Genomic DNA, 16,173 nt, shown 5'->3' on the forward strand with positions numbered 1-16,173 from the left:
GAGGGAGGGACGGCCGTGACGACCATCGCGGTGACCGGGCATCTGGATCTGACCGAGAACACCGTCCCCCTCGTGCGGGCGGCCCTGGACGCGCTGCTCAGGCCCTACGCCGCCGACGGGGGGCTCGTCGGGGTGTCGTGTGTCGCCAAGGGGGCCGACACCCTGTTCGCCGAGGCCGTGCTCGCGCTCGGGGGGCGGCTGGTCGTCGTCACGCCGTCGCGGGACTACCGCCGGAACACGGTCGAGGCCGAGCACGGGGCGTCCTACGACCGGTTGGTCGAAGCCGCCGAGGAGGTCGTCGCGCTGCCCTACGAGACGGCCGGACGGCAGGCGTACGAGGCCGCCAACGCCGTACTCGTCGCGCGCGCCGACCGTCTCGTCGCCGTGTGGAACGGCGCACCGCCCACCGGCAACGGCGGCGGCACCGCCGACGCCGTCCTCGACGCGCGTGCGGCCGGCGTCCCCGTGGACGTGGTGTGGCCGGACGGGGCCGCCCGGCGGGGCTGAGGCCGCCGTACCCCCGGTTCGGTGAGGGCCGCATGGTCCTGGGCACTCGGGTGCGGGACCGTGGAGTGAGGCGGGTTCCGCGAGCGCACGGTTCCCAGAAGGAGGGAGACCCCCCATGAAGCCGACACGGCCTTCGAAGACGAGCGCCACCGGGACGGAGACGCAGGCCCCCGAGGCACGGGACGAGAGCGGGTTCGGCCCGTTCCTCGTCGCGTGGGACCGGGCGCACCCCGCCCCCGTCGCCGACCCCGACTGGCGGCATCTGCTGGACGAGATGGTGCACCCCGGCACCACCCGGGCGTTCCACCGGCTGGCCGAGGCCAGGGCGGTGGCCTGAGACGTCGTATCGCAACGACGTCAGGACGACGTCAGGACGCCCGACCGCTGCTTCGCCCGTGTCATCGCGACGTCAGGACGCCCGACCGCTGCTTCGCCCGTCTCATCGCGACGTCAGGACGACCAATCGCTGCGTAGCACGCGTCATCGCGACGTAGTGGTCCACCGCCCCCTCGATGCCCTCGCCGAAGTCCTCCGGATCGATGAGGACCACGAGGTCGAATTCGAGGCCCTTCGACAGCTCGGGGGTCAGGGTGCGGACCCGGGGCGACGTAGGGGCCGAACGGGGCGGCGACCCCGGCGCCGCGATGACGCAGGCGATGCCGTCCGCGTGGGCGGCCAGCCACGTCTCCAGGGTCTCGTCCAGGTCCGAGACCGGGCCGTGGACGACCGGTACGCCCCCGCTGCGGATCGACGTCGGGACGTTCGCGTCCGGGAGCACCGCCCGGATCACCGGCTCCGCCTCCGTCATGATCTCCTCCGGCGTCCGGTAGTTGATCGTCAGGGACGCCAGGGTGACGCGGTCGAGGCCCACGCCCTTCAGGCGTTCCTGCCAGGACTCCGTGAAGCCGTGCCGGGCCTGGGCGCGGTCGCCGACGATCGTGAAGCTCCGGGACGGGCAGCGCCGCAACAGCATCTGCCACTCCGCGTCCGTCAGCTCCTGCGCCTCGTCCACGACGACATGGGCGAACGGACCCGCGAGCAGGTCGGGGTCGGCGACGGCCAGCTCGGAGTCGTCCACCAGGCTCACCTGCGCGTCCTCGCCCTGGAGCATGTTCACCAGGCCGATGCCCTCGTCCCCGTCGGCGCCGGAGTTGGCCACGGCCTGGACCAGGTTGTCGACGACCTGGCTCATGCGCTCGCGCTGCGCGGCGAGGGTCGCCGCGTGCCGGCGCTTGCGGCGGGCCGTCTCGGGGTCGCCGAGGCGCTGACGGGCCGCGTCCAGGAGGGGAAGGTCGGACGTCGTCCAGGCCTGGGGCTCCTCGCGCTGGAGGCGCTGAACCTCCTCGCGGCTGAGCCAGGGCGCGCACATCCGCAGGTACGCCGGCACCGACCACAGGTCCCCGACCAGGTCCGCCGCCTCCAGCAGGGGCCAGGCACGGTTGAAGCTCGTGACCAGGTCGCGGTTCTGGAGGAGGGACCTGCGCAGGAGCGCGGGGGTGGGGGCGGCGGCGGTCTCCGGATCGGGATCGGGGTCGGCCTCGGCGTCGTGCTTGTCCGTCAGGATGGTCAGGAGCTCCTCCCAGACCTGGTGCCGGGCCTCGTTGTGCGGGGTGCCGGGTTCCGCCGCGTCGAAGGCGGCCGCCCAGTCCTCGGGACTCAGCCAGATGTCGGACCAGGGGGTGGTGACCGTCATGCCCTTGGCGGGGGGTTCCTCGTAGAAGCGGACGGCTTTCTCGATCGAGCCCACCAGAGCCGCCGACGACTTCAGGCGCGCCACCTCCGGGTCGCCCTCCGTACCGGCCGCCGCCCCCTCCGTGACCAGGTCGCGCAGGATGCACGTCTGCACGCCCTCCTCGCCGAGGCTCGGGAGCACGTCGGCGACGTAGGAGAGGTACGGGCGGTGCGGGCCCACGAAGAGGACGCCGCCCCGGCGGTGGCCGAGCCGGGGGTCGGAGTGGAGGAGGTACGCCGAGCGGTGCAGGGCGACGACGGTCTTGCCGGTGCCGGGGCCGCCGTCCACGACCAGCGCGCCCCGGGAACTCGCGCGGATGATGGCGTCCTGGTCGGCCTGGATGGTGCCGAGGACGTCCCGCATGCGCTCCGACCGGTTGGTGCCGAGGCTGGCGATGAAGGCGGACTGGTCGTCGAGGGCGGCGGCGTGGTGGCCGGTGCGTCCGTCCAGTTCGTCGCGGGAGAACACCTCGTCCCAGTAGTCGCTGATCCGGCCGTTCGTCCAGCGGTAGCGGCGGCGGCTCGTCAGGCCCATCGAGTTGGCGTGGGTCGCGCCGAAGAACGGCTCGGCGGCCGGGGAGCGCCAGTCGATCAGCAGACGGCGGCCGGTCGTGCTGTCCGTGAGGCCGAGGCGGCCGATGTGGACGGGGTCGGGGTCGTCCGGGCTCACCATGTGGCCCAGGCACAGGTCCAGGCCGAAGCGGCGCAGGGTGCGCAGGCGGGCGGTCAGGCGGTGGACCTCCGTGTCCCGGTCCATCGCGTGCCGGCCCATCCCGCCGGGAGCCCTGCGTGCGGCGTCGAGCTGGGCGGACACCTCGGCGATCGACCGGGCGAGACAGTCGGCGAGCGCGGCGAAGTACCGCTCGTCGGCGGCGATCAGCGCCGGGTCGGCCTTGGCGGAGAGGCGGTCGGGGAGGTCGAACGCGCTGGGGCCGGTGGTCGGGGGGTTCATGTCAATCGCTCCGAACGCTCCGAATGGGGGGTTGTCTACGACCATGGGTGCTGCTGGGTGTCCTGCCTGCGGTGTTACCGGTCCTCCTGGGGTGTGTGGGACAAGCCTGCACGGTCGGTGGTGCGGGGCACGTGGCGGGTGTCGCTCGGCAGGTGTCGCTCGGCAGGTGGGTGGCTCAGCCGCGCACGGCCGTGTCGAGGAGCAGCTTCGCCGCCACCGCCGCCCCGTCCGTACGGACCGTGCCGGCGACGTCGGCCGCCCGTACGCGCGTCCCGGGTGCCAGGGCCACCTCCAGCGCCGCCGACAGGGACGCGAAGGTCGGGGCCGGGCCGTCGTGCGCCGCGCCGATGCCGAGCGCGGCGACCCGGCCCGCGAAGCCCGCCACGCGAGTCGTGGTTCGCCAACAGCACCCGCATACAACGGCCCCCGGTTCCCCTCGAAACTGGCTCAGGCCGGAGATTCTGCGCCACGACGGGGGCCTTGCCGCAAGCCCCCCGGTGCGCTATACGTTGAGAGTGGCAAGGAGAGCGTGACGTCCTTGCCTTTGCTTTTGCCCGAACGCCATGGCGCGGGACGCCAGACGCTCGACCCCAGACGCGCGACGGCGAACCCGGGGCGGCGAATCAGGCGTGGCGAGCCCGGTGCGGCGAACCCGCCATGCGAGCCCGCGCCTGGCGAGCCCGGGACAGCGGGCTCCGGTGGGTGGACTCACTACGGCGAGGCCAAGGGAGCACGCAAGGCATGCCGGACGCCATTCCCGCCCCCGTCCTTCGCGAAGTCGTCGCGGAAATCCGCAGATGGTCATCGACGCGATGCCATGAGCCCAGCCCCCGCGACATCAGGGTCGTGGCGACCACACGCGACGCCGCTCATGCCCTGCTGTACCCGGGCACCAGATCCAGCGAGGCCCCGGTGTTCTTCGCTGTCGCCCGAGGCGACTTCCACCTGACCGGCTCGGGGCCCACGCGCAGCGGCGTGTGGGCCGGACTGTTCGTCACCCACCCCCCGGCGCGCGTCACCACGTTCACGCTGCGACCGGAGGCGTACATCCCCGTGCTGGATCTCGCCACCCTGGGCCAGGTGCACCCCGCCCCCCGGACCCACTGAGCCGAGACCTCCCGAGCCGAGACCCCCGAGCTGACACCCACCAAGCCCGGCACCGCTCGTTCACAACCTCGGATGGGAAGCCGGTGAACCGGCGATCCCACAGGCCCCCGATGCCCTCGCGCCGGCCTCGCTCGCATTCCCCGCGACACCGCTGAACAGCGACAGCCCGCCCCTCCACGGCGGCACTCCACCACCTCCCGAGAATTCATCCATGTGAACGCAACTCACGTACCAGTCTATTGACGTGTTCAGAGCATCCTCAGACACTCATGGGGAGAAAGCGCTTTCTGACTCTCATCGGCCAACCCGTCCAGGAGATCAACGATGCATACGACGCATATGAGACCCGTCACGGCGACGGCGAGCGCGGCTCTGGTGGCAGGTCTGCTGGTGGCGGCGTCCGGTACGGCGGCGCAGGCCGCGAGCGCGCGGTACGAGGCCGAGGTGTCGCCGGCGGTCTGCACCGGCACGATCGACTCCGACTGGGCCGGCTACTCGGGCAGCGGATTCTGCAACGGCACCAACGCCGCCGGCGCCTACGCGCAGTTCACCGTGACCGCACCCGCATCGGGCACGGCGACCCTGTCCGTACGGTTCGCCAACGGCACCACCGGGGCCCGTGCCGCGAGCGTCACGGTGAACGGCACCACCGCCGCGACCACGTCCTTCGAGAGCACCGGCACCTGGACGGCGTGGACCACCAAGACGCTGACCGTGCCGGTGACGTCGGGCAGCAACGTCATCCGCGTCAACCCCACCGCCGCCACCGGCCTGCCCAACATCGACTACCTCGACGCCACCGTGCCCGACGGCGGCACCACGCCCCCGCCGACGACCGGCTCCACGCTGTACGCCGCGCCGAGCGGGACGGACTCCGCGGCCGGCACGATCTCCGCCCCCACCACCCTGACCTCGGCGATCAGCCGGATCACCGCGGGCGGCACCATCTACCTGCGCGGCGGCACGTACGCCCAGGCCGCGACCGTCACCATCCCGGCCGGCAGCTCCGGGACCGCCGCCGCCCGCACCAGGCTCTCGGCCTACCCGGGTGAGAAGCCGGTCCTCAACTTCTCCGCCCAGAGCGAGAGTTCGTCGAACCGGGGGCTCCAGCTCAACGCCTCGTACTGGCACGTCTCCGGGCTGATCGTCGAGCGCGCCGGGGACAACGGCATCTACGTCGGCGGCAGCGACAACATCATCGAGCGGACCGTGACGCGGTTCAACCGGGACACGGGGCTGCAGTTGGGCCGGATGGCCTCCACCACCCCCGCCGCCGACTGGCCCTCGGACAACCTGATCCTGAGCGCCGAGTCGCACGACAACGCCGACTCCGACGGCGAGGACGCCGACGGGTTCGCGGCGAAACTCACCACCGGCACGGGCAACGTCTTCCGCTACGCCGTGGCCCACAACAACATCGACGACGGCTGGGACCTCTACACCAAGACGGACACCGGCCCCATCGGCCCGGTGACCATCGAGGACTCGCTCTCCTACGAGAACGGCACGCTCACCGACGGCTCGCAGGCCGGCAACGGCGACCGCAACGGCTACAAGCTCGGCGGCGACGACATCGCCGTGAACCACGTCGTCCGGCGCAGCATCGCCTACGACAACGGCAAGCACGGTTTCACGTGGAACAGCAACCCGGGCTCGATGGCGGTCTCCGGGAACGTGAGCATCGACAACACGGAGCGGAACTTCAGCTTCGACGGCGGCACGTCGGTGTTCCGCGACAACACGTCGTGCCGCAGCGGCAGCGGTACGAACGACCGGATCATCGGCAGCTCCGACAGCTCCAACCAGTTCTGGTCCGGGACGAACGGCTCCCGCTGTTCCTCCTACTCCGGCGGCCTGCACTGGTCCTTCGGCGGCGACGGCAAGCTGAACGTCACCTTCGGATAGCCCCCGCCCCGCCTTTGCCCCCGCCCCCGTCCGTGACGGCCCGCCCTCACGGACGGGGGCTCTCCCTTGCCCGACCGGCGCCGAAACCCGCACCCGCCCCCGCCTCCGCACCCGGATCCGGACCCGCCCCGTCCACGAAGGCCGTCACCGCCCGCGCGTACGCCTCCGGATGGGTCACGTGCGGGATGTGACCCGCGCCCTCGAACGTGAACGTGTCCGCCTGGGGGAGGGCCTCCATGAGCCGCCCGGTGATCGGGGCGAACCACGGCGGACTGTCCGTGCCCCGGGTCAGGAGCACCGGACCGGTGTAGCCGGAGAGACCGGCGAGGTCGAGGTCCGCCCAGTGCGGGTCGCCGTGCTCGTCGAGGAACGTGGGGGCGTTGGCCAGGAACGTCTGCCGGACCGGGGGCGGCAGCCGGTCCCAGGTGCCGGGGCCGATAGCGATCTCGTCGGTGAACCGCCGTGCCGCCGCCAGGGGTTCGTGTGCGCGGAGGTGGGTGAGGACGGAGGCGAACCGCTCGCCCACGGCCCTCATGAGCGGCCGTACGCGGGGGTCGTCGGGGACGATGCCCGTGAGCGGGGGGTCGTGCGCCACGATTCCCCGGAAGAGGTCGGGGCGGCGCGCGGCCAGACCGAGGGCGGTCGAGGCGCCGAAGGAGTTGCCGGCGACGTACGCCGGGGCGAGGCCCAGGGTCTCCATCAGGGCGGCCAGGTCCTCCTCGTCCTCGCGCCGGGCGCCTTGTCCCGGTGGACGTTCGCTGCGGCTGTGGCCGCGGCGGTCGTACACGAGGACGCGGAAACGCCCGGCGAGGGCGGGGAGGACGGGGAGCCAGTGGTGGTGATCGCCCCAGGAGCCGTGCACCAGGACCAGCGGGTCGCCGGACCCGGCCACCTCGTAGAAGAGTTCGACGCCGTTCGCCTCGGCCCTTGGCACGCCCGGTCTCCTCGTTCGTCGGTCCACTAAGGGGGTGGTGCTGTGGACTTCAACGAGGGGGCGCCCCGCGCGGCACTGTGACGCCGGTGCTCAGCCCTGGGGCTCGCCGATGTTCACCATCCACGGCACGCCGAAGCGGTCCGTGCACATGCCGAAGACGTCGCCCCACATCTGCTTGTCGAGGGGGACGGAGACGCTGCCGCCGGCGGAGAGCTTCTCCCAGTAGCCACGCAGTTCTGTGTCGTCGTCACCGCTGAGGCTGACGGAGAAGTTGGACCCGGGGGTGTACTCCATGCCGGGCGGGGTGTCGGCGCCCATGAGGGTGAAGCCGCTCGGTGTCTCCAGCATGCCGTGCATGATCTTGTCGGAGACCGGGGTGCCGGGCTGCCCGAAGTCGCCGAAGGTGTTCAGCGTCAGATTGCCGCCGAAGACCTCCTGGTAGAACTCCAGCGCCTGCCGGGCGTCGCCGTCGAAGCTGAGGTAGGGGTTGAGTCGCGAGACCACGAGAACCTCCTGAAGGGACTCGGAAACTCCTGAAAAGGAGCAAACGGTCAGTTGTCCGGAGACTAGCCCCGGCCACTGACAACGGCATGCCGTGGCCTCTGTCACAAACGCCTGTCGACGCGTCAAGTCTTCACAAAGTACCCATGGGTAGCGGGAGTCCCGGCTGTTACTTTCCTTTTCAAGATTCGCGCTCGCGCGATGCCGACGCAGCTTCTCGAACCTCTCGAACCTCCCCCACCCCGAGGCCCCCCATGTCCAGCTCCCCCTCCCCCTCTCCGTCCACCGTCCTTCGCGCGAGCGGCCGGCACCGCAAGGCCAAGGCGCCGAACCCGGCGCTGCGACGGGCGGCCGTGCTCGCCGTGGTCGCGCCGGTCGCCGGAACGATCCTGGCCGGCACCTCGGCCTTCGCCGCCGACAAGACGACCGCGAAGCCCGGCGCCGCCGAACTCGACGCCGCGGAGCAGAAGATCGCGGACAACCTGAACACGCGCAGCCAGGACACGCGTCTCGGCAGCAAGCTCAGCGGTGTCGTCATCGACGCCGGGTCCGACCGGCTGGTGTGGGGCCACAACGCGGACACCGCGCTGATGGCCGCGTCGAACACGAAACTCGCGACCGCCACCGCCGCGCTGACGGTGCTCGGTCCGGACCACCGGTTCACCACGAAGGTGGTGTACGGGGACGGCACCCTCACCCTCGTCGGCGGCGGCGACCGCACGCTGACGACCGCCGACCTCGACGCGCTCGCCAAGACCGCCGTCGCCGGGCTGGAGAACGCCGGCCTCACCTCGGTGAAGGTCCGCATCGACGACAGCCTCTTCCCCGAGCCGACCCTGGCCAACGGCTGGAACACCGGCTACTACCCCGACTCCGTCGCCCCCGTACGCGCGCTGGTCGTCGACTCCCACAACGTCGAGGACACCTCCCTCGACGCGGGCGACGTCTTCGCCAAACAGCTCGCCGCGCGGGGCGTGACCGTAGACGGCGGGGTCACGCGCGGGGTCGTCGGCACGGGTGACGTGCCGGTCGCGACGCACACCTCCGGCAAGCTGTCCTCGGTCGTCAAGCAGATGCTCAAGGTCAGCGACAACGACATCGCCGAGTCGCTGCTGAGGCTCACCGCGCTCGGCGCCGGCCGCTCCGCCACCTTCACGGACGGCACGGCCGTCGTCCGCGACGTCCTCACCCGCTACGGCATCTCACTCGCGAACTTCGAGATGTACGACGGCAGCGGGCTGTCCCGCGCGACCCGCATCCCGGCGCGGACCATCGCCGACATCGTCGACCTGGCCGCCGACCCCCGGCACGCGCAGACGCTGAAGTACATCATCGACGGGCTGCCCGTCTCGGGCGAGGCGGGCGCCACGCTGGGCCCGGAGTTCGGCCGCTTCGACACCGCCGACTCCCAGTGCGCCGTCGGTCAGGTCAAGGCCAAGACCGGCACGCTCACCGGCGCCGTCGCCCTGAGCGGTCTGACCAAGGCCCAGGACGGCGAGTGGAAGGTCTTCTCCTTCATCGAGAACGACTCCACCGCCGGGCCGTCCGACATCAAGGACGCCCTGGACGGGCTCGCGGCCACGGTCAACGGCTGCTGGGCGTAAGGCTGTAGGGCCCGCCCCTCAGAACTCCACGGACGCCGGGTGTGGGGACGGCCGGCGTCCGTGGGGCACGTCGGCGCCCGTCAGAGGCCGAACTCCTGCGGCGACAGGTTGAGGGCCGCGCACGCCTCGCGCAGGACCTGCTCCTCGGACTGGGCGATGTACCCGTCCACGCCCGCCACCACGAACCCGGTCTGGACGACCGCCCGTGCCTCCGTCGGCTTCTTCGCGGCCTTGGCGATCTCCTGCATGGCCTCGGCCTTGCCCTGCTGGAAGTTCCGGGACAGCAGGTCGACGTGCTTGTGGAAGCGCTGGCGCAGCTGGTCGGCCGGGAAGTTCTGCAGGACGTCGTTGTTCAGGATGAGTGACTCCACGTGCGCCCGCTCGTGCTCGTCCACGTTTCCGTCGGCGGCGGCGACCAGGGCGCACATGGCCATGCTGGCGTCCCGGTAGGCCCCGCTCTTCAACTCCGTCTTGAGAGAGGTGAGCTGGGACTTGAGCGCGCTCACCAGCTGGGCCTTCGAGCCGCCGCCGGACCGCCCGGAGCCGGAGGACCCGGTGGAGCCCAGGGGCCCCGCGCCGGGCCGCCCGTGTGCGGTGCCGCCGCGCGCTCCCTGTGCCTGCTGCAGACCCTTGGCCTGGTCCTTGATCCGATCCCACATCGCCATGCGTTGCCACCTCGGCTTCAGCCCGTGTCGTGCCGGTCGTTCCGGTCGTCCGCGTGCGTTCCGCACGTCACCCGGTGAACGGCCGCCACCCCCTTCGAAGTTCCGAGGCCCGCGCGGCTGTCAGCGGCCGTTGCCCTTCGCGGGGGCGCGGCGGCGGCCCTGGGAGGGGCGGCTGCGGCGGTTGCGCGACGACGAGGACGGGCGGCCGGCCGGCTGTGCGGTGACCGGCGGGGCGAGGACGACCGGGACGCCCGAGGGAGCCTGCGCGCCGGTGATGCGGTTCAGGTCGTCGCCGCCGGAGCGGACCCGGGTGGTCGTCGGGGTGATCCCGGCGACGGCCATCAGCCGGGTGACGTCACGGCGCTGGTGCGGCAGGACGAGGGTGACGACCGTGCCGGACTCGCCGGCGCGCGCCGTACGGCCGCCCCGGTGGAGGTAGTCCTTGTGGTCGCCCGGCGGGTCGACGTTGACGACGAGGTCGAGGTCGTCGACGTGGATGCCGCGCGCGGCGACGTTCGTGGCGACCAGCGCCGTCACGTCACCGTCCTTGAACTGGCTCAGGGCCCGGTTGCGCTGGGACTGCGACTTGCCGCCGTGCAGGGCGGCGGCGCGCACGCCGACCGCCAGCAGCTTCTTGACCAGCCGGTCCGTCGCGTGCTTGCTGTCCAGGAACATGATCACCCGGCCCTCACGGGCGGCGATCTCGGTCGTGGTGGCGTGCTTGTCGTCGTCCTCGATGTGCAGCACGTGGTGGTCCATCGTGGTGACGGCGCCCGCGGACGGGTCGACCGAGTGGACGACGGGGTCGTGCAGGTAGTCGCGGACCAGCCGGTCGACGTTGCGGTCGAGGGTGGCCGAGAACAGCAGCCGCTGGCCGCCGGGACGCACCTGGTCGAGCAGCGCGGTCACCTGCGGCATGAAGCCCATGTCCGCCATCTGGTCGGCCTCGTCCAGGACGGTGATCGCGACCTGGTCCAGCCGGCAGTCGGCGCGGTCTATGAGGTCCTTGAGCCGTCCGGGTGTCGCGACGACCACCTCGGCGCCGCCGCGCAGCGCGCTGGCCTGACGTCCGATGGACATGCCGCCGACCACCGTGGCGAGCCGCAGCCGCAGGGCGCGGGCGTACGGGGTGAGGGCGTCGGTGACCTGCTGGGCCAGTTCCCGGGTGGGTACGAGGACGAGAGCGAGCGGCTGGCGGGGTTCGGCCCGCTGCCCGGCCGTACGGGCCAGCAGCGCGAGACCGAAGGCGAGCGTCTTGCCCGACCCGGTGCGTCCGCGGCCGAGGACGTCCCGGCCGGCGAGCGAGTTCGGCAGCGTCGCGCCCTGGATGGGGAAGGGGGCGGTCACCCCTTCGGCGTGGAGGGTCTCCAACAGCCGCCCGGGAAGGTCCAGTTCGTCGAACGCATCGACCGCGGGCAGCGCGGGCGTGATCGTCACCGGCAGCGCGAACTCCCCGCCGACGGCCACGGCGGCGGGCTTGCCGCCTCCGCCTCCACGTCGGCTCCGGCCGTTCTTGGGCGAGCCGTTCTTGGCGCCGCCGGACTGGGCCGCACCGTTCTTGGACGCGCCGTTCCTGGCCGCACCGTTCCTGGCCGCACGCGAGGGAGCGCCGGGGTTGCCCGACCCTGATCCCGTCCCCGTCCCCGCACCGGCTCCCGATCCCTGTGCGCGGGTGCGGTTGCCCCGGGAGGTGCCCGCACCGGTGGAGCCCTTGTCCGAGCGGGTGGCAGAGCCCTTCTCCGTACGGGGGCGGGAGGAGCTGCTGCTGTTGGTACGAGCCGTGCGGTTCATGGGGACCTTCCTCGATGCGGCGACGCCGGTCACACACGAGCCGGGGCCCGCACCTTTCGGGCGCGGGCCCCGGCTCATGCGTACGCGTCAGAGTCAGGCGGGAACGATGTTCTCGGCCTGGGGGCCCTTCTGGCCCTGCGTGACGTCGAAGGTCACCTTCTGGCCTTCCTGAAGCTCACGGAAGCCGGAGGTGGCGATGTTCGAGTAGTGGGCGAAGACGTCGGGGCCGCCACCCTCCTGCTCGATGAAGCCGAAGCCCTTTTCCGAGTTGAACCACTTCACGGTGCCGGATGCCATGCTGTAACTCCCTTGATGCAGTGCCCGGAGTCCACACTTTGCGGACCCGGTGTCGCAGCACGGTTCGACCCGCCGGGAAGGTTTCAACGTCCCCGAAAGTCCCGGAAACAACAAAGAGTGCTCGTCGACGGAAGGTCGAAGAGCACTCAGAAGCCTCTGGTAACCAAAACTGCCACTTCATGTCAAGGTAGCACAGGCTGGGGGTGACTGGTGTGAGACACGGGACACCCCCAGCAAAATTTTTCCGCCGCGCGCCATGCGTCAGTCGGCGGCCGGGGGCGGAGGCGGTGGCTGACGCGGCGCCGCCGACGGTGCCGACGGGTACGGCTGGGCCACGGGCGCGCCCGGTGCGCCGGGTGCGGTGTGCCAGGGCTGTGCGGGCTGCTGCGGCGGTGGGGCCTGCGAGGCGGGCGGGGTGTGGAACGCGGCCTGGGCGGGGCCGGGGAAGGCGGCGGCGGGGCCTCGGAGGGCGAGGACCGTGGTCACGGTCGCGCCGAGGGCGAGCAGCAGGGCGACGGTCAGCAGATAGAAGCCGGGGCCGAAGGTCGTGGTCCGGCCGTCCCCGTCCCACTGTGTGTCGTTGACGGCGCCCGTCAGCACGGTGAGCGTCGTGCCGAACAGCAGCACCGCGCTCACGATGCCGAACGCGGGCCCCAGCGGGGAACGGCGGCTGCGGCCGGTCAGCAGGAGCACGGCGGCGGCGATGGCCAGCAGGCCGCCGAGGAGCAGCGGGACCCCGGAGAACTGCGTGACCGAGGTCGGCTTGTCGATCGCTCCCGAGCCGGAGTAGGACCACGCCTTCGCCACGTTCTCGTAGACCGCGCCCCCTTCCTTCTCGCCGCCGAGGTACTGGACCGACTTGTCCAGCGTGGCGAACGAGCCGCCGATGGCGAGGAGGGCACCGAGTATCAGCAGCGCGCCGGACGTGCGGTCGGCGGTCGTCGCCGGGTCTGCCGGCGGGGCGGGAGGTCTGCCGTATCCGGCGGGCGGCGTGGCGTAGGGAGAGGGGGCCCCTTGCCGCGGGGGCGGAGGAGCGGGCGGGCCCGTGTACGGGCCGGGCTGAGTCGGTTCCGTCATCATCCGATCATAGGGAGCGGAGATCGTGTGCATAAGGTGAAGTCGCCTCGAAGATAAGGGAGTTGAGTCTAGAATTCCCGCCCCCGTTCTTCGGTCGTGATATCGGATCCGCATACGCCGATCGCAAAGCATCACTGTGCGACCCGATTTCGTCACTCTCCGGGCATGGCTCTCCTCTGTCGCCGGCGCAGCACGACCAGGCTCGCTCCCGAACTCGACGACACCGACCTCGGGAAGGTGCGCAAGCGTCTGGTGGGGAGGGGGAGTTCGGGTGGCCGCAGTCTCGCGGTGGCCATGATCGAGCAACTGCTCAGCTCGAACGAGCTGCCCCGTGTTTGCCCCGACGGGCCTGCCTGGCAAGGGAGTGACGCGTGTAGGGCCACAGATTGTTCGGGTTCGTACGACGTTCCGCGGCGTGCCGGGTGTCCGCGATCCGGGGCCGCGCCCGCCGCCGAGGCGCCGATGCCCGGTTGGTGGTCACGAAATAGAGTGAAAAAGGATGCAAACGGACATACCAAAGGTAGCGGTGAGAGCCTCGGTGAGTGAGGGTGGGCTCGGGCGAGAGTGAGATGAGCGGCCATGGATCGGCATGTCGTCGGCGGACCGGGAGCGGCCCCGGGCCCGGACACGGTGGGTGAGGTACCCACCGCGCGAGCCACCGTCGACGAACAGGGCACCGTGACCGGCTGGAGCGCCGGCGCCGAGCGGCTGCTCGGGTACACGCCGGCGCAGATCCTGGGCCGGCGGGCCGTCGCCCTGCTCGCCGAGGAGCCCGCGCCGAGCACCCTCCCGCCCTTCTCCGGCATGTCGAGATGGCACGGCACGCTCGTCCTGCGTCACCGGGACGGCTGCCGCGTGGAGGTCAGGGTCCTGGCGCACCACCGCACGTCGTACTGCGGGACCCGCGACTGGTTCCTGGTCTCCGCCCTCACGGGCACCCGGCCCCGCCCCGGTGACGACCCGCTCGCGCTCCGCGGGTTCCTCGACTCCCCGTGCTGCTCGACCTCCGTGCACGACACGGACCTGCGCTTCCGCCGGTCCAACCTGGCCTCGGAAGGTGCCCTCGGGCTGGGCGACGACCACCTGCGCGGGCTGCGGATGACGGAGGCGGTGGACGACCCCGCCGTCGGGGAGGTCGAGCGGCTGATGCGGCGGGCCCTGGAGACCGGCGAGCCGCAGTACCTGGAGAACCACGCGCGCGCCCCCAACGAGAGCCGCGAGCACGCCTGGTCGGTCCACTGCTACCGGCTGGAGGACGACGACGGCCGGGTCCTCGGCGTGGCCACCACCGGGCACGACACGACGGAGCAGTACTGGGCCCGCACCCGCCTCCAGCTGATCGCCGAGGCCGGCCGGCGCATCGGCAGCACCCTGGACGTGACGCGGACGGCACAGGAGCTGGCGGACGTCGCGGTCCCGGACCTCGCCGACTTCGTCAGCGTCGACCTGCTGGCGTCCTTCGACGACCTGCACGAACCGCCCGCGCAGGCCCCGGCGGCGGGCCGTGCGCTCGCGCTGCGGCGCATCGCCCACCAGTCCGTGTTGCCCGGGAGCCCGGAGGCGGTCGTCGCGCCGGGCGAGGTCGACGAGTACCCGGACAACTCGCCGCCGGTGGAGAGTCTGCGCTCGGGAAGCGCGGTGCTGTACCGGGTGACCGAGCCCGCGATCGCCGACTGGGTGGCCGAGGACCCGGTGCGGACGTCCCGTATCCGCGATTTCGGGTTCCACTCGGCGATGACCGTGCCCCTGTCGGCCCGCGGCACCACCCTGGGCGTCGTCGTCTTCGCCCGTCACCGGCACCCCGACTCCTTCCAGGACGACGACCTCGTCCTGGCCGAGGAACTGGCGGCCCGCGCGGCGGTCAGCATCGACAACGCCCTGCGCTACACCCGCGAGCGCGGAACGGCCGTCACGCTGCAGCGCAGCCTGCTGCCCCGGAGCCTGCCCGAGCAGGACGCGGTCGAGGTCGCCTCGCGCTATCTGCCGGCCGGCGCCCGCGCCGGGGTGGGCGGCGACTGGTTCGACGTGATCCCGCTGTCGGGGGCCAGGGTGGCGCTGGTCGTCGGCGACGTCGTGGGCCACGGCATCCACGCCTCGGCGACCATGGGCCGGCTGCGCACCGCCGTCCGCACCCTCGCCGACATCGACCTGCCCCCCGACGAACTGCTCACGCACCTCGACGACCTCGTGGCCCGGCTGGCCACCGAGGCGGAGGCCGGCGAGGAACTGGCCGCCGAGGAAGGGGAGGCGGCAGGGGACGTGACCGCGGGCGTCGTCGGGGCGACGTGCCTGTACGCCGTGTACGACCCCGTCTCGCGCCGGTGCACGCTCGCCCGGGCGGGGCATCCGCTGCCGGTCGTGGTGCGCCCGGACGGCGCCGCCGAACTGCTCGACATTCCGGCGGGGCCCCCGCTGGGCCTGGGCGGACTGCCCTTCGAGTCGCTGGAGACGGAACTGCCGGAGGGCGGCCTGCTCGCCCTCTACACCGACGGGCTGATCCGGTCCCGCCGAGGTGACGACGACGGCGACGGTTCCGGCAGCGGTGCCGGCTCCGACAGCGCGGAGCGAGGCGACATCGACGACGGCGTCACCCGCCTGCGTCAGGCCCTCGCCGCCCCCGACGCCTCCCTGGACGCCCTGTGCGACCGGGTCCTGGACACCGTGCTGCCGCGACGGCCGACCGACGACGTGGCCCTGCTGCTCGCCCGGCCCCGCGCACTCGACCCCGAACGGGTCGCCACCTGGGAGGTGTCCCCGAACCCGTCCGCCGTCGCGGACGCCCGCAAGAACGCCCTGTGCCAACTGGAGAGGTGGGGACTCAACGACGCGGCCTTCGTCACCGAGCTGGTCGTCAGCGAACTGGTCACCAACGCCATCCGGCACGCCCAGCCGCCCGTGCGGCTGCGCCTGATCCACGACCGGAGCCTCATCTGCGAGGTCTCGGACGCCAGCAGCACGGCCCCCCACATGCGCCGCGCCCGCAGCTACGACGAAGGGGGCCGAGGCCTGCTCCTGGTCGCCCAGCTGACCCGGCGCTGGGGCACCCGCCCCACCCCCACGGGCAAGACGATCTGGACGGAACAGGCCCTCGATTGACCGGAC

Annotated in this window: 13 protein-coding genes and 1 pseudogene; 6 read left to right on the forward strand and 8 right to left on the reverse strand. The window is 72.1% G+C overall.

The features are described from left to right. The first annotated feature begins 15 nt into the window (after nt 1–15). Both STRBO_RS0101050 and STRBO_RS0101055 read left to right on the forward strand, forming a co-directional pair. Nucleotides 16–507 carry a hypothetical protein gene (locus STRBO_RS0101050; RefSeq protein WP_020113628.1) on the forward strand — a complete coding sequence of 164 codons (492 nt, stop codon included), beginning with the start codon at nt 16–18 and terminating at the stop codon, nt 505–507. Between the two features lie 115 nt (nt 508–622). Continuing rightward, a complete protein-coding gene (locus tag STRBO_RS0101055; RefSeq protein WP_005483336.1) occupies nt 623–844 on the forward strand; it encodes a hypothetical protein in 222 nt (73 codons plus the stop codon). A gap of 102 nt (nt 845–946) precedes the next feature. On the opposite strand, the gene helR is transcribed toward STRBO_RS0101055, so the two are convergent. Both helR and STRBO_RS0101065 read right to left on the reverse strand, forming a co-directional pair. After that, nucleotides 947–3,190, reverse strand: coding sequence for an RNA polymerase recycling motor ATPase HelR (helR, locus tag STRBO_RS0101060; RefSeq protein ID WP_005483340.1), 2,244 nt, complete (start codon nt 3,188–3,190; stop codon nt 947–949). A 175-nt stretch (nt 3,191–3,365) separates the two neighbouring features. Then, nucleotides 3,366–3,566: pseudogene (locus STRBO_RS0101065) on the reverse strand (hypothetical protein); the annotation flags it as partial. 470 nt (nt 3,567–4,036) lie between these two features. Between STRBO_RS0101065 and STRBO_RS0101070 the strand changes: the two are divergent. Both STRBO_RS0101070 and STRBO_RS0101075 read left to right on the forward strand, forming a co-directional pair. After that, nucleotides 4,037–4,297 (forward strand): hypothetical protein, encoded by a 261-nt coding sequence (locus STRBO_RS0101070; protein ID WP_020113629.1) that lies wholly within the window; start codon nt 4,037–4,039, stop codon nt 4,295–4,297. A gap of 339 nt (nt 4,298–4,636) precedes the next feature. After that, nucleotides 4,637–6,202 (forward strand): carbohydrate-binding protein, encoded by a 1,566-nt coding sequence (locus tag STRBO_RS0101075; RefSeq protein ID WP_005483345.1) that lies wholly within the window; start codon nt 4,637–4,639, stop codon nt 6,200–6,202. Nucleotides 6,203–6,248: 46 nt separating this feature from the next. Here the strand turns inward: STRBO_RS0101075 and STRBO_RS0101080 are convergent, their stop codons facing one another. Next, a complete protein-coding gene (locus STRBO_RS0101080; protein WP_005483347.1) occupies nt 6,249–7,136 on the reverse strand; it encodes an alpha/beta fold hydrolase in 888 nt (295 codons plus the stop codon). A 90-nt stretch (nt 7,137–7,226) separates the two neighbouring features. After that, nucleotides 7,227–7,640: a VOC family protein gene (locus tag STRBO_RS0101085; protein ID WP_005483349.1), complete on the reverse strand. Its 414-nt coding sequence runs from the start codon at nt 7,638–7,640 to the stop codon at nt 7,227–7,229. Nucleotides 7,641–7,891: 251 nt separating this feature from the next. Here STRBO_RS0101085 and dacB point away from each other — a divergent pair, with 251 nt between their 5' ends. After that, complete coding sequence (gene dacB, locus STRBO_RS0101090) at nt 7,892–9,241, forward strand: D-alanyl-D-alanine carboxypeptidase/D-alanyl-D-alanine endopeptidase (protein WP_005483351.1); 1,350 nt, start codon at nt 7,892–7,894, stop codon at nt 9,239–9,241. 80 nt (nt 9,242–9,321) lie between these two features. On the opposite strand, the gene STRBO_RS0101095 is transcribed toward dacB, so the two are convergent. The 4 genes from STRBO_RS0101095 to STRBO_RS0101110 form a co-directional block, all read right to left on the reverse strand. Beyond that, complete coding sequence (locus tag STRBO_RS0101095; protein WP_005483353.1) at nt 9,322–9,906, reverse strand: tellurite resistance TerB family protein; 585 nt, start codon at nt 9,904–9,906, stop codon at nt 9,322–9,324. A gap of 120 nt (nt 9,907–10,026) precedes the next feature. Next, complete coding sequence (locus STRBO_RS0101100; RefSeq protein ID WP_020113630.1) at nt 10,027–11,697, reverse strand: DEAD/DEAH box helicase; 1,671 nt, start codon at nt 11,695–11,697, stop codon at nt 10,027–10,029. 93 nt (nt 11,698–11,790) lie between these two features. Beyond that, on the reverse strand, nt 11,791–11,994 hold the full coding sequence (locus tag STRBO_RS0101105; protein ID WP_005483357.1) for a cold-shock protein: 204 nt from the start codon (nt 11,992–11,994) through the stop codon (nt 11,791–11,793). A 261-nt stretch (nt 11,995–12,255) separates the two neighbouring features. After that, nucleotides 12,256–13,071 carry a hypothetical protein gene (locus STRBO_RS0101110; protein WP_020113631.1) on the reverse strand — a complete coding sequence of 272 codons (816 nt, stop codon included), beginning with the start codon at nt 13,069–13,071 and terminating at the stop codon, nt 12,256–12,258. Nucleotides 13,072–13,650: 579 nt separating this feature from the next. Between STRBO_RS0101110 and STRBO_RS0101115 the strand changes: the two genes are divergently transcribed. Beyond that, the gene (locus tag STRBO_RS0101115; RefSeq protein WP_005483362.1) at nt 13,651–16,167 is read left to right on the forward strand and encodes a SpoIIE family protein phosphatase; all 2,517 of its coding nucleotides are present in this window, start codon (nt 13,651–13,653) and stop codon (nt 16,165–16,167) included. Nucleotides 16,168–16,173 lie beyond the last annotated feature (6 nt).

The organism is Streptomyces bottropensis ATCC 25435, assembly GCF_000383595.1.
GTDB classification, from domain to species: domain Bacteria; phylum Actinomycetota; class Actinomycetes; order Streptomycetales; family Streptomycetaceae; genus Streptomyces; species Streptomyces bottropensis.

What these genes read in the sequence shown, in the direction of transcription:
- STRBO_RS0101075 (WP_005483345.1), top strand. Translation starts at nt 4,637, where the DNA reads ATGAGACCCGTCACGGCGACGGCGAGCGCGGCTCTGGTGGCAGGTCTG.
- STRBO_RS0101105 (WP_005483357.1), bottom strand. Translation starts at nt 11,994, where the DNA reads ATGGCATCCGGCACCGTGAAGTGGTTCAACTCGGAAAAGGGCTTCGGC.
- STRBO_RS0101095 (WP_005483353.1), bottom strand. Translation starts at nt 9,906, where the DNA reads ATGGCGATGTGGGATCGGATCAAGGACCAGGCCAAGGGTCTGCAGCAG.
- STRBO_RS0101100 (WP_020113630.1), bottom strand. Translation starts at nt 11,697, where the DNA reads ATGAACCGCACGGCTCGTACCAACAGCAGCAGCTCCTCCCGCCCCCGT.
- STRBO_RS0101115 (WP_005483362.1), top strand. Translation starts at nt 13,651, where the DNA reads ATGGATCGGCATGTCGTCGGCGGACCGGGAGCGGCCCCGGGCCCGGAC.
- dacB (WP_005483351.1), top strand. Translation starts at nt 7,892, where the DNA reads ATGTCCAGCTCCCCCTCCCCCTCTCCGTCCACCGTCCTTCGCGCGAGC.
- STRBO_RS0101055 (WP_005483336.1), top strand. Translation starts at nt 623, where the DNA reads ATGAAGCCGACACGGCCTTCGAAGACGAGCGCCACCGGGACGGAGACG.
- STRBO_RS0101110 (WP_020113631.1), bottom strand. Translation starts at nt 13,071, where the DNA reads ATGACGGAACCGACTCAGCCCGGCCCGTACACGGGCCCGCCCGCTCCT.
- helR (WP_005483340.1), bottom strand. Translation starts at nt 3,190, where the DNA reads ATGAACCCCCCGACCACCGGCCCCAGCGCGTTCGACCTCCCCGACCGC.